Origin of the sequence: Enterobacter sp. BIDMC109, assembly GCF_001037885.1 — a bacterium.
Taxonomy (GTDB): Bacteria; Pseudomonadota; Gammaproteobacteria; order Enterobacterales; family Enterobacteriaceae; genus Enterobacter; species Enterobacter hormaechei_C.
Genome location: NZ_KQ090002.1, coordinates 792,685 through 805,692 on the forward strand (window position 1 = coordinate 792,685; position 13,008 = coordinate 805,692).

At 55.8% G+C, this 13,008-nt stretch carries 12 protein-coding genes and 1 pseudogene; 10 read left to right on the top strand and 3 right to left on the bottom strand.

Going from position 1 to position 13,008, the window contains the following annotated elements; genetic code table 11:
• Nucleotides 1-68 precede the first annotated feature (68 nt).
• Both aas and lplT read left to right on the top strand, forming a co-directional pair.
• On the top strand, nucleotides 69-2,228 hold the full coding sequence (gene aas, locus SK62_RS03840) for a bifunctional acyl-ACP--phospholipid O-acyltransferase/long-chain-fatty-acid--ACP ligase (protein ID WP_045340078.1): 2,160 nt from the start codon (nucleotides 69-71) through the stop codon (nucleotides 2,226-2,228).
• Entirely contained in the window at nucleotides 2,221-3,414 is a 1,194-nt protein-coding gene (gene lplT / locus SK62_RS03845; RefSeq protein ID WP_003862801.1) for a lysophospholipid transporter LplT, read from the top strand. Before aas ends, lplT begins: the two co-directional genes overlap by 8 nt.
• Before the next feature lie 93 nt (nucleotides 3,415-3,507).
• On the opposite strand, the gene SK62_RS03850 is transcribed toward lplT, so the two are convergent.
• From SK62_RS03850 to mutH, 3 genes are all read right to left on the bottom strand, one after another.
• On the bottom strand, nucleotides 3,508-4,548 hold the full coding sequence (locus SK62_RS03850) for an NADP(H)-dependent aldo-keto reductase (protein ID WP_023295360.1): 1,041 nt from the start codon (nucleotides 4,546-4,548) through the stop codon (nucleotides 3,508-3,510).
• A 132-nt stretch (nucleotides 4,549-4,680) separates the two neighbouring features.
• Nucleotides 4,681-4,899 (bottom strand): YgdI/YgdR family lipoprotein, encoded by a 219-nt coding sequence (locus SK62_RS03855; RefSeq protein WP_047719233.1) that lies wholly within the window; start codon nucleotides 4,897-4,899, stop codon nucleotides 4,681-4,683.
• Between the two features lie 128 nt (nucleotides 4,900-5,027).
• Nucleotides 5,028-5,720 (bottom strand): DNA mismatch repair endonuclease MutH, encoded by a 693-nt coding sequence (mutH, locus tag SK62_RS03860; RefSeq protein WP_017692735.1) that lies wholly within the window; start codon nucleotides 5,718-5,720, stop codon nucleotides 5,028-5,030.
• A 683-nt stretch (nucleotides 5,721-6,403) separates the two neighbouring features.
• On the opposite strand from mutH, the gene rppH reads away from it, so the two are divergent.
• The 8 genes and pseudogenes from rppH to SK62_RS03900 all read left to right on the top strand — a co-directional run bounded on the left by rppH (nucleotide 6,404) and on the right by SK62_RS03900 (nucleotide 13,000).
• A complete protein-coding gene (gene rppH, locus SK62_RS03865) occupies nucleotides 6,404-6,934 on the top strand; it encodes an RNA pyrophosphohydrolase (RefSeq protein WP_003862791.1) in 531 nt (176 codons plus the stop codon).
• A 12-nt stretch (nucleotides 6,935-6,946) separates the two neighbouring features.
• Nucleotides 6,947-9,192: pseudogene (ptsP, locus tag SK62_RS03870) on the top strand (phosphoenolpyruvate--protein phosphotransferase).
• A 228-nt stretch (nucleotides 9,193-9,420) separates the two neighbouring features.
• On the top strand, nucleotides 9,421-10,296 hold the full coding sequence (gene lgt / locus SK62_RS03875; RefSeq protein ID WP_003862787.1) for a prolipoprotein diacylglyceryl transferase: 876 nt from the start codon (nucleotides 9,421-9,423) through the stop codon (nucleotides 10,294-10,296).
• Between the two features lie 6 nt (nucleotides 10,297-10,302).
• Nucleotides 10,303-11,097 (top strand): thymidylate synthase, encoded by a 795-nt coding sequence (gene thyA / locus SK62_RS03880; protein WP_047719235.1) that lies wholly within the window; start codon nucleotides 10,303-10,305, stop codon nucleotides 11,095-11,097.
• A 184-nt stretch (nucleotides 11,098-11,281) separates the two neighbouring features.
• Complete coding sequence (locus tag SK62_RS03885; RefSeq protein ID WP_045344626.1) at nucleotides 11,282-11,746, top strand: prepilin peptidase-dependent protein; 465 nt, start codon at nucleotides 11,282-11,284, stop codon at nucleotides 11,744-11,746.
• Complete coding sequence (locus SK62_RS03890; protein ID WP_015571748.1) at nucleotides 11,737-12,297, top strand: prepilin peptidase-dependent protein; 561 nt, start codon at nucleotides 11,737-11,739, stop codon at nucleotides 12,295-12,297. The genes SK62_RS03885 and SK62_RS03890 overlap by 10 nt, the downstream gene beginning before the upstream one ends.
• Entirely contained in the window at nucleotides 12,294-12,692 is a 399-nt protein-coding gene (locus SK62_RS03895; RefSeq protein WP_047719236.1) for a DUF2509 family protein, read from the top strand. Before SK62_RS03890 ends, SK62_RS03895 begins: the two co-directional genes overlap by 4 nt.
• Nucleotides 12,677-13,000 (top strand): prepilin-type N-terminal cleavage/methylation domain-containing protein, encoded by a 324-nt coding sequence (locus SK62_RS03900; protein ID WP_045344625.1) that lies wholly within the window; start codon nucleotides 12,677-12,679, stop codon nucleotides 12,998-13,000. The genes SK62_RS03895 and SK62_RS03900 overlap by 16 nt, the downstream gene beginning before the upstream one ends.
• Nucleotides 13,001-13,008 lie beyond the last annotated feature (8 nt).

Here is a 13,008-nt window from a genome sequence, read left to right on the forward strand (position 1 = left end):
CCCTCACTACTTCTCGTGTAATCTGCCACCATTTATACCTTTCACACTGGCTGGCAAAGGGAGTTGAAATGCTTTTTGGGTTCTTCCGCACACTGTTTCGTGTCCTGTTTCGCATCCGCGTGACTGGCGATACGCAGGCACTCTATGGCGAGCGTGTGCTTATCACACCGAATCACGTCTCTTTTCTTGATGGCGTATTGCTGGCGCTGTTTTTGCCCGTGCGGCCCGTCTTCGCGGTTTACAGCTCCATCAGTGAAAAATGGTACATGCGCTGGCTCAAACCGCTGATTGATTTTGTCCCGCTCGACCCAACCAAACCGATGATGATTAAACATCTGGTGCGTCTGATTGGGCAGGGGCGCCCGGTGGTTATCTTCCCGGAAGGGCGTATTTCAGTGACGGGCTCCCTGATGAAAATTTACGACGGGGCTGGTTTTGTCGCGGCGAAGTCTCAGGCCACCGTCGTGCCGCTACGCATCGACGGGGCTGAGCTAACCTTTTTCAGCCGTCTGAAAGGGCTGGTGAAGCAGCGTCTGTTCCCGAAAATTACCCTGCATATATTACCGCCGACGTCACTGCCGATGCCCGAGGCGCCGCGCGCGCGTGACCGCCGTAAAATCGCCGGGGAAATGCTGCACCAGATTATGATGGAAGCGCGCATGGCCGTTCGCCCGCGCGAAACGCTGTATGAATCGTTGCTGTCGGCGCAGTATCGCTACGGTGCGAAGAAAAACTGCATCGAAGACATCAGTTTTACGCCAGATACCTACCGTAAGCTGTTGACCAAAACGCTGTTTGTCGGGCGTATCCTGGAAAAGTACAGTAAACAGGGCGAAAAGATCGGCCTGATGCTGCCAAACGCGGGTATCAGCGCGGCGGTAATCTTTGGTGCCGTCTCCCGGGGCCGCATTCCGGCGATGATGAATTACACGGCGGGCGTGAAAGGGCTCTCCAGCGCGATTACCGCAGCACAAATCAACACCATCTTTACCTCCCGCCAGTTCCTGGATAAAGGCAAGCTGTGGCACCTGCCGGAACAGCTGACGCAGGTGCGCTGGGTGTTCCTGGAAGATCTGAAAGCAGACGTCACGACCGCCGACAAGCTGTGGATTTTCGCGCACCTGCTGATGCCGCGTCTGGCGCAGGTTAAGCAGCAGCCGGAAGATGATGCCATTATCCTCTTTACCTCCGGCTCTGAAGGCAACCCGAAAGGTGTGGTTCACAGCCACAAAAGCATTCTGGCGAACGTCGAACAGATTAAAACCATTGCTGACTTTACCGCCAACGATCGCTTTATGTCAGCGCTGCCGCTGTTCCACTCATTTGGTCTGACCGTGGGTCTCTTTACGCCGCTGCTGACCGGTGCTGAGGTGTTCCTCTACCCAAGCCCGCTGCACTACCGCATTGTGCCGGAACTGGTTTATGACCGTAACTGCACGGTGCTGTTCGGGACGTCCACCTTCCTCGGTAACTACGCGCGCTTCGCCAACCCGTATGATTTCTTCCGCGTACGCTACGTGGTGGCGGGCGCGGAAAAACTCCAGGACAGCACGCGCCAGATCTGGCAGGACAAGTTTGGCCTGCGCATTCTGGAAGGCTATGGCGTGACGGAGTGCGCGCCGGTGGTCTCCATCAACGTTCCGATGGCGGCAAAACCGGGAACGGTTGGCCGCATTCTGCCGGGGCTGGATGCGCGTCTGCTGGCGGTGCCGGGTATTGAAGACGGCGGACGTCTTCAGCTGAAAGGGCCGAACGTCATGAACGGCTATCTGCGTATGGAAAACCCGGGCGTGCTTGAGGCGCCGACGGCCGAGAACGTCAATGGCGAGGTTGAAACGGGCTGGTACGACACGGGCGATATCGTGCGCTTCGACGATCAGGGCTTCGTGCAGATCCAGGGACGAGCAAAACGCTTCGCCAAAATCGCCGGGGAGATGGTCTCTCTTGAAATGGTCGAAACGCTGGCGACCGCCGTCTCGGCGGAGAAAATGCATGCGACCGTGGTGAAAAGTGATGCCAGTAAAGGCGAGGCGCTGGTGCTCTTCACGACAGACGGTGAACTGAAGCGTGACGCACTGCTCAGGTATGCACGCGAACACGGTATCCCCGAGCTGGCGGTCCCCCGCGATATTCGTTACCTCAAACAGTTACCGGTGCTGGGCAGCGGTAAACCCGATTTCGTGACCCTGAAGGGCATGGTTGAAGAGGCAGAACAGCAAAATGCGTGAGTCAGTGCACACTAACACTTCAATCTGGTCGAAAGGCATGATGGCGGTTATCGCCGCCCAGTTTCTTTCCGCGTTCGGCGATAACGCGTTGCTGTTTGCCACGCTGGCATTGCTGAAAGCTGAGTTTTATCCCGACTGGAGCCAGCCGATCCTACAGATGGTGTTTGTGGGTGCTTACATCGTATTTGCGCCGTTTGTCGGCCAGGTGGCGGACAGCTTCCCGAAAGGTCGGGTCATGATGTTTGCCAACAGCCTTAAGCTTCTGGGCGCGGCAAGTATCTGCTTTGGTATCAACCCGTTTGTCGGCTACACGCTGGTGGGCATTGGTGCGGCAGCCTACTCCCCGGCGAAGTACGGTATTCTGGGTGAGCTCACCACCGGTGATAAGCTGGTGAAGGCCAACGGCCTGATGGAGTCCTCCACCATTGCGGCTATTCTGCTGGGTTCGGTGGCGGGTGGCGTACTGGCAGACTGGCATGTGCTCGCCGCGCTTGGCATCTGCGCCCTGATGTACGGTGGCGCGGTGATCGCCAACCTGTTTATCCCCAAACTGGCCGTGGCGCGTCCGGGGCAATCCTGGCGCTTCGGGCCCATGACCGGCAGCTTCTTCAACGCCTGCCGCGTACTGTGGCGTAACGGTGAAACACGCTTCTCGCTGATGGGCACCAGCATGTTCTGGGGGGCCGGCGTTACGCTGCGTTTCCTGCTGGTGCTGTGGGTGCCGGTGGCGCTGGGCATTACTGACAACGCCACGCCGACTTATCTGAATGCCATGGTCGCCGTCGGGATTGTTGTCGGGGCCGGGGCTGCGGCAAAACTGGTGACGCTGGAAACCGTCGCGCGCTGCATGCCTGCGGGGATCCTGATTGGCGTCGGCGTTCTGTTCTTCTCCCTGCAACATGCCCTATTGCCTGCCTATGCCCTGCTGTTGCTGATCGGCATGTTAGGCGGTTTCTTTGTGGTGCCGCTAAACGCGCTGTTGCAGGAGCGCGGCAAGCAGACCGTTGGGGCGGGTAACGCCATTGCGGTGCAAAACCTTGGTGAAAACATGGCGATGTTACTGATGCTGGGGATTTACTCGCTGGCGGTAAAAGCAGGTGCGCCGGTCGTGGCAATCGGGGTAGGATTCGGCGCGCTGTTCGCGCTGGCGATTAGCGGGCTGTGGGTCTGGCAGCGTCGTCGTTGAATTGTGCGGCCTGATGCCCTCACCCCGGCCCTCTCCCACGGGGAGAGGGTGAAAACCCTAAAAACGGCAACGCACGTTGCCGTTTTGCTTTTATTACGGTGCCGGGTAGGTATAAACCTGATGCACCGCTTCAATCTCCGCTAATACCTCTTCACTCAGGTTCAGATGGAAACTCTCAATATTGGTTTTCAACTGATCCATCGTCGTTGCGCCGAGCAGGGTACTCGCCACAAACGGCTGACGACGCACGAAGGCCAGCGCCATCTGCGCCGGATCGAGTCCGTAGCGTTTCGCGATATCCACGTAGGCCGCAACGGCTTTTTGCGTCTGCTCGCCGCTATAGCGGGTGAAGCGGCTGAAAAGCGTGTTACGCGCACCAGCCGGTTTCGCGCCGTTCAGGTATTTGCCCGTCAGGGTACCGAAGCCCAGACAGGAGTAGGCGAGCAGTTCCACCTCTTCGTACTGCGTCACCTCCGCCAGACCCACTTCATAACTGCGGTTCAGCAGGCTGTACGGGTTCTGAATGGTCACGATGCGCGGCAGATCGTGTTTATCGGCCAGATGCAGATAGCGCATCACGCCAAACGCCGTCTCGTTGGAAACGCCAATGTAGCGGATCTTACCCGCCCGCTGGCACTCCGTGAGCGCTTCCAGCGTTTCCAGTAGGGTAACTGCCGGAGCACTTTCGTTCCAGGTGTAGCCAAGCTTACCGAAGCAGTTCGTCGGACGCTGCGGCCAGTGCACCTGATAAAGATCGAGATAGTCGGTTTGCAGGCGCTTGAGGCTGGCATCCAGCGCGGCACGGATATTCTTCCGATCGAGGATCTGGTTGGGGCGGATCCCGGCATCGTTATTACGGGAAGGGCCGCTGACTTTGGAGGCGATGACCAGCTTTTCGCGATTGCCGCGTTTCGCCAGCCAGTTGCCGACATACGTTTCAGTAAGACCTTGTGTTTCCGGGCGGGGAGGAACGGGGTACATCTCCGCAACGTCAATCAGGTTAATGCCCTGGCTGACGGCGTAATCGAGTTGTGCATGGGCATCGGCTTCGCTGTTTTGTTCACCAAATGTCATGGTGCCCAACCCCAGTTGGCTGATCTCCAGAGCGCTGTGGGGGATACGGTGATAATGCATAGCCGGTTTCCTTTTTTTGACATACAGACTGCGTCAGGAACCTCCCGACAAAGGAATATAAACATGGCAGAGGGAAGGCAAAAGGGGAAGGAAAAAATCAAAAAGGCCAGCAAGCTACTGACCTTTATCTGTTTAACGCTCGATGATCTGGGAGACTTCGTGGCGATTAATCTGCATTTGATTGCCTTCGCGATCGCGGTAACTCACCAGACCGGTATCGTCGTCGACTTCGGGTTTGCCATCGGTCAGGATCATACGACCATCTTTCGTTGACATGACATAGTCGCTGCTGCAACCCGATACCGCAAACGCTAAACCGACTGCTGAGATAATTACTGCCCATTTTTTCATCGTTCTCATCCTCACCTGGCTCGTATCAAATCATAGTGTAGTAATAACCTGATATTACGACAGGTGAAAGGGGGGAAATCTTAAAAAGGAGGAGATTATGTTAGCCGGAGCGCAAAATTGGTAAAAAACTATGTTTTCAACAGGAAGTGGCGTGCCAGCAGCGCCCCGGTGAAATTCTTTTTAAGATAGAAACCGCGCGGCAGCGTCAGGATCGGTTCGCCCTGTGCGCCTACCGCTTCAGTGAGCGCTTTGCTGTTGGCGGCTTTGGGACGAAGTTGCAGCACTTCGCCATGCCGGGCGGTGATACGCTCAACCTGTCCCAGCACAATCATGTCCATCAGCTCTTCCCAGTCCTGGGAAAGCTGTCTCTCCTCTTCTTCATTCGGGCTCCAGAGCAGCGGGGCGCCAACGCGACGCTCAGCCAGCGGGATCTGCCTGTCGCCCTCAACGGGTACCCACAACACCCGCTTCAGCTTATGCCTGACGTGGCTGGTTTCCCATGTCACTCCGCTGTTACCCGTGAGCGGCGCAACGCAGACAAAGGTGGTTTCCAGCGGCCGTCCCTGGCTATCGATGGGGATCGTCTTCAGTTCCACCCCCAGCGCCGCAAAATCTTGCTCGGGTTTACTGCCCGCGCTTGCGCCCAGCCAGCGTTCCAGCAACACGCCGATCCAGCCCTTATCACGCTTTAGATCGTTAGGTATCGTCAACCCCGCCATCACGGCCAGCTCGCCCAGTGAATAGCCTGCCAGGCGTTGTGCCTGCTGGAGCAACTGGGCTTCACTGACGGGAGGAGAGAGCAGTGGGGCGAGAGAATGCATGCTAACGACCTTTTGATTAAAAAATGAGCTGATATTTTATCCCTTGTGGACAGAGTTTACCTTTTTCTTTGCACCTATTCCATGTGGATGATTTATATCATCTTTTTTAGAATATAATCCGTCCCGCGGCGACTAAAAAACAGGTTGTGCAATTCTGGTCACTGACAATAAACAGGATCTTACACCATGTTATCCACAGAAAAATGGGATAACTGGGAATAACTGCCACTACTGTTTCAATTTACAGCCTTGACGTGCGATGAAAATCGAATTTTCACACAAATTGTGCCTAACTTATTGGCACAAACTGTGGATAAAACCGACGCTGTTCGATCTTTCATCAGCAGGAGGATCTTTGATGTGATGATCGTCACGTTTATCGCCCTGGATACCCTTAATTTCAATATAATAATATGAATTTAAATGATTTATTATAAGCGGGGTAAATTGGCGGCTCGTCGGGCTACAAGGTTGTTCATCGGTAATTCCGCACTTCTTCACAACTATATCCACAGAAAAGGTGAATAAAAATGGTCTCTGTCGCCCGCATCTGTTTATAACTCCGCACTAAATTGTGAGTTATTCAAATGTTATTAGGTTGCAGGCCTGTAAGAGAGTGGTTTACCGCCTCCCTGTAGTGTGAAACAATCATTCATATATCAGATTTAGTTTGGGGTAGTCCGGTGATTGATGACGATGGCTACCGCCCAAACGTAGGAATAGTAATTTGTAATCGTCAGGGCCAGGTGATGTGGGCCCGGCGATATGGTCAGCACTCCTGGCAGTTCCCGCAAGGCGGGATCAATCCCGGAGAGTCCCCAGAACAAGCGATGTACCGGGAGCTGTTTGAAGAGGTTGGTTTAAGCCGAAAAGATGTTCGCATCCTGGCTTCGACCCGCAACTGGTTGCGTTACAAGTTACCGAAACGTTTGGTGCGTTGGGACACAAAGCCGGTTTGTATCGGCCAGAAACAGAAGTGGTTTCTTTTGCAGTTGGTGGGCAACGATTCAGATATCAATATGCAAACCAGCAGCACGCCAGAGTTTGATGGCTGGCGCTGGGTAAGCTACTGGTATCCGGTTCGTCAGGTCGTGTCATTTAAGCGCGATGTATATCGTAGGGTGATGAAAGAGTTCGCAAGTGTCGTGATGCAGCTTCAGGAGACGCCTCCGAAGCCACAGAGCGCACCTGCCTGGCGACGTAAAAGAGGTTAAGCTACGCAAATCATGCTCACCCGCTTGCGAGAAATAGTTGAAAAGGTTGCCAGTGCGCCTCGCCTCAACGAGGCGCTGAATATTCTGGTGACGGACATCTGTCTTGCGATGGAAACCGAGGTCTGTTCGGTCTACCTGGCCGACCATGACCGACGTTGCTACTACCTGATGGCAACCCGCGGTTTAAAAAAACACGGGGACGCACCGTCACGCTCGCGTTTGATGAAGGGATTGTTGGCCTGGTCGGGCGACTGGCGGAGCCAATCAACCTTGCCGATGCGCAAAAACACCCCAGCTTCAAATATATCCCTTCCGTCAAAGAGGAGCGGTTCCGCGCTTTCCTTGGCGTGCCGATTATTCAGCGCCGTCAACTGCTTGGCGTGCTTGTTGTCCAGCAACGAGAGTTGCGGCAGTACGACGAAAGCGAGGAGTCTTTCCTCGTCACGCTGGCAACGCAGATGGCTGCGATCCTCTCCCAGTCTCAGCTGGCAGCCCTTTTTGGGCAGTATCGTCATACCCGCATCCGCGCGCTTCCGGCCTCGCCGGGCGTCGCGATTGCCGAAGGCTGGATGGATGCCACGCTCCCCCTGATGGAGCAGGTCTATGAAGCCTCGACGCTGGATGAAGCGCTTGAGCGCGAACGGCTTACCGCTGCGCTGGAAGAGGCGGCGAATGAGTTTCGTCGCTACAGCAAACGCTTTGCCGCTGGCGCGCAAAAAGAGACGGCGGCCATTTTCGACCTCTACTCACACCTGCTTTCCGATGCGCGTTTGCGTCGTGAGTTATTTGCCGAGGTCGATAAAGGTTCGGTGGCAGAGTGGGCGGTTAAAAAGGTCATTGAAAAATTTGCCGAGCAGTTTGCGGTGCTGACTGACGGTTATCTGAAAGAGCGCGCCGGCGATTTACGCGCGCTTGGGCAACGTCTGCTGTTCCACCTTGATGATACTATTCAGGGGGCGAATGCCTGGCCGAGCCGGTTTGTACTGGTGGCCGATGAACTCTCGGCGACGACGCTGGCGGAATTACCGCAGGACAGGCTGGCGGGCGTAGTGGTGCGCGATGGCGCAGCTAACTCCCATGCCGCCATTATGGTGCGCGCGCTCGGTATTCCGACCGTGATGGGGGCGGATATTCAGCCCTCCGTACTGCACCGCCGTACGCTTGTAGTGGACGGATACCGCGGTGAGTTGCTGGTGGATCCTGAGCCGGTTCTCCTTCAGGAGTACCAGCGTCTTATCAGCGAAGAGAATGAATTAAGCAAGCTGGCGGAAGATGACGTCAACCTGCCCGCGCAGCTCAAGAGCGGTGAGCGGGTGAAGGTGATGCTCAATGCTGGCTTAAGCCCCGAGCATGAAGAGAAGCTCGGCAGCCGCATCGATGGCATCGGCCTCTACCGCACCGAAATACCGTTTATGCTGCAAAGCGGCTTCCCGTCAGAAGAGGAGCAGGTGGCGCAGTATCAGGGCATGTTGCAGATGTTTAACGACAAACCCGTCACGTTGCGCACCCTGGACGTCGGCGCGGATAAGCAACTGCCCTATATGCCTATCAGTGAAGAGAATCCCTGCCTCGGCTGGCGTGGGATCCGCATAACCCTCGATCAGCCGGAAATCTTCCTTATCCAGGTTCGTGCGATGCTGCGTGCCAACGCGGCCACGGGGAATCTCAGCATTTTGCTGCCGATGGTCACCAGTATTGACGAGATCGACGAAGCGCGGCGGTTGATAGAACGTGCAGGGCGCGAAGTGGAAGAGATGATCGGCTATGCGATCCCTAAACCCCGTATCGGCGTGATGCTTGAAGTGCCTTCGATGGTCTTTATGTTGCCGCAGCTGGCGACCCGCGTTGATTTTATCTCCGTTGGCACCAACGACTTAACGCAATACATTCTGGCGGTCGATCGCAACAATACGCGCGTTGCCAGCATCTACGACAGCCTGCATCCGGCGATGCTTCGTGCCCTGGCGATGATCGCCCGTGAAGCCGAGCAGCATAATATCGACCTGCGCCTGTGCGGTGAAATGGCCGGCGATCCAATGTGCGTGGCGATCCTGATTGGTCTCGGTTTCCGTCACCTGTCAATGAACGGACGTTCCGTTGCGCGTGTGAAATACCTGTTACGTCACATCGAACAAGATGAGGCGCGCGAACTGGCCGCGCGTAGCCTGGAAGCACAGCTGGCAGCCGAAGTGCGCCATCAGGTGGCTGCGTTTATGGAGCGACGCGGCATGGGCGGTTTGATCCGCGGCGGCCGCTGATCCCCACAAAATAATGACGGCTCGGACGACCCCCTCTCCCTTGAGGGAGAGGAATAGGGTGAGGGGGAACAGCGCGCATGAAACCCTATACACATCTTTTACATCTCAGGCGCATCCTCCGCGCCTGCCTTATGCTATGATTCGCAACTTTGGAGCACCTGCCAACGGCGGGAATGCAATTCACCCGCTGTCCACTTTCAGCGGAATAACAACATCTTGTGGTGACAGATGAACAGTGGTTATCTGCATTTTCCGGAATTCGATCCGGTTATTTTCTCAATAGGACCTGTAGCGCTGCACTGGTACGGTCTGATGTACCTGGTGGGCTTCGTCTTTGCCATGTGGCTTGCTGGCCGTCGCGCCAGTCGTCCAGGCAGCGGCTGGACGAAGAACGAAGTGGAAAACCTGCTTTATGCCGGCTTCCTCGGCGTGTTCCTGGGCGGTCGCATCGGTTATGTCCTGTTCTATAATTTCCCGGTATTCCTGAACGACCCGCTCTATCTGTTCCGCGTCTGGGACGGCGGCATGTCTTTCCACGGCGGGTTGATTGGTGTGATCCTGGTCATGGTGATCTTCGCCAGACGGACCAAACGGAACTTCTTCCAGGTGGCTGATTTTATTGCGCCGTTAATCCCGTTTGGGCTGGGCGCAGGGCGTCTGGGCAACTTCATCAACGGTGAACTGTGGGGGCGTGTCGATCCGAGCGTGCCGTTTACCATGCTGTTCCCGGGCTCCCGCGCGGAGGATATCGCGCTGCTGCCTTCACATCCTGAGTGGCAGTCCATTTTCGATACCTACGGCGTTCTGCCGCGCCATATGTCACAGCTCTATGAGCTGGCGCTGGAAGGCGTGGTGCTGTTCATCATCCTGAATCTGTATATCCGCAAACCGCGCCCAATGGGGGCTGTCTCTGGTCTGTTCCTGATTGGCTACGGCGCGTTTCGTATCATCGTCGAGTTCTTCCGCCAGCCGGATGCGCAGTTTACCGGGGAATGGGTACAGTACATCAGCATGGGGCAGATCCTCTCCATCCCGATGATTGTCGCGGGTGCCATTATGATGATTTGGGCGTATCGTCGTCGTCCACAGCAACAACTTTCCTGAGGAATCATGAAACAGTATCTTGAATTGATGAAAAAAGTGCTCGACGAGGGCACGCCGAAAAACGACCGCACCGGCACCGGTACGCTCTCCATTTTTGGCCAACAGATGCGCTTCAATCTGCAAGAAGGCTTTCCTCTGGTGACAACGAAGCGCTGCCATCTGCGCTCGATCATTCATGAACTGCTCTGGTTCCTGCAAGGCGATACCAACGTTGCTTATCTGCATGAAAACAATGTCTCCATCTGGGACGAGTGGGCAGATGAGAACGGCGACCTGGGCCCGGTATACGGCAAGCAATGGCGCGCGTGGCCTACCCCGGACGGCCGCCATATCGACCAGATCACGACCGTCATGAACCAGCTGAAAAATGACCCGGACTCGCGCCGTATTATTGTTTCTGCCTGGAACGTGGGGGAACTGGATAAAATGGCGCTGGCGCCTTGCCACGCGTTTTTCCAGTTCTACGTGGCGGACGGCAAGCTCTCCTGCCAGCTCTATCAACGCTCCTGCGACGTATTCCTCGGCCTGCCGTTTAACATCGCCAGCTACGCGCTGTTGGTGCACATGATGGCGCAGCAGTGCGATCTTGAAGTGGGCGATTTTGTCTGGACGGGCGGTGATACCCACCTCTACAGCAATCATATGGAACAGACGCATCTCCAGCTGACGCGCGAACCGCGTGCATTGCCGAAGCTGGTGATCAAACGTAAACCGGAATCGATCTTCGATTACCGTTTTGATGATTTCGAGATTGAGGGTTACGACCCGCATCCCGGCATTAAAGCTCCTGTCGCCATCTGATACGGCAAATCCTGACACAACCGGTGCTCTTTAGCGCCGGTTTTTTTTCACGCCCGTTTTGTTTTTCGAGCCTGTTTCCAGAGATGATGCAACGCGTTGCAACGGGTGAAAATCTCCGGAAAGCGGCTCGTAAAGTTCTGCTTTGACGCTCGCACCGTTTTTGCTATTCCGCCACACTCCCGCCATGAAAAACGAACAAGGCTTTACGCTTATCGAAACCCTTATCGCCGTTTCGCTGACAGTGATCCTCAGCGCCACAGGGCTCTATGGCTGGGACAGCTGGCAGCAGCGGCAGCGGCTTTGGCAAACCGCCTGCCAGGTGCGGGATTACCTGGTGTTTTTGCGCAATGACGCCAACCGTCACAACAGCGAGCACAGGATCGCGCTGCATAACGACGGTGAAAAGGAGTGTCTGGCCAGTTTAGCGGTGACCGGTTGTGACAGCGGCGGACCGTTCGTGATGAAGCCGATGTGGCCCGAGGTCACGATAAGCGACATAACCCCTGCGCTGGGATTTTACGGTTTAAGGGATACCGCATGGGCCGGACATATCCGCGTGCAGAGCCGCGCTGGTGGGTGGTGGGTTATTGTCTCAAATGGCGGACGTATCAGGCTGTGTAATGCCGCAGGAGAAGGTGCATGCCAGTAAATCGAAAAGGGTTTTCCCTGCTGGAAGTGCTTATTGCGATGACGATAAGCAGCATTCTGTTACTCAGCACGTCACGTTTTTTACCGGGGCTACAGCGGGGTGTTTTACTGCAATCCGGACAGCAGGAGCTGGAGGATGAGGTCTGGCAACGTCTGTTCGCGATCGGTAAACAGTTTCAGAGGGCAGGATATTGTGCAGGGCATTGCCAGGGGCAGGGGATGATCATCGGCAGGCAAGGACGATGTGCGATTGTGCTATGGGATGCGAACAGCAACGGCCAGTGGGATAGCACCGCGTCAGAAAACGACAGTACGGGATTCCGGCTTGAGTCCGGATCGCTTGAAACGCTGCGGGGCGCCACATCCTGTGACGGTAAGGGATGGGATAAGCTCACCGACCCGGATCGGGTCCTGATAGAGCAATTTATGGTCACTAAAACCGATCATGATGGCTTTGCGCCGGTCATCAGTATCGAGCTGCGTGCCCGCCGCAAAGGTGAACTGGCCGCACCCTTTTCGGCTCGCCATACCGTAACGGGGTTTAATCTGTGAATCGTCAGCGGGGCATGTCATCGCTGGCGCTGGTCCTGCTATTACTGGTGCTCGGCACGCTGATCCTCACCGGATTAAATCAGCAGCTGCAAACCTTTAGTACGCTGGTGAGTGGCGAGAGTTTGTCTGTTCGCCAGCAGGCTGCCGTGCAATCTGCACTGGAGTGGGGGCGCGTTCAGGAATGGGCTTTACAGCCAGAGGTTCAGTGCAAACAGACACAACGTTTGCGGGTCTGTATAAGGCTGTTTGGGGCGCGTGTGTTGCTTATTGCCGGCAATGACAATCTATTGCTATGGCGAGGCGGGGACATCTCGGAGGGGCAGATACGCTTTTCCGCCCACGGCTGGAGCGATTTCTGCACCCTTAAGGAAAGTACGCTATGTCAGTTACCCTGAGCAGACAAAAAGGATTTAGCATCGTTGAGGTTTTGCTGGCAATGATGTTGCTGGTTGTGGTTGTGATGGCGTTATCCGGCTATCATCGCGCGCTGGCAGCCCGGTATGCGGCGCTTAGCCAGTATCGTCAGCTATGGCATCATGCGTGGAATCAGTCGCAGATCTCAACATTAACGCTCCCGCCGGGCTGGCAGGTCAGTCGGGGGCAGACAACACAGTCCGGATGTGTCAGCATCACGGTCACACTTATTTCTCCTATGGGGCGGCAGGGCGCGTTGACGCGTCTGCATTGCCCGGTTAGCCGCTAGTCGGGAGC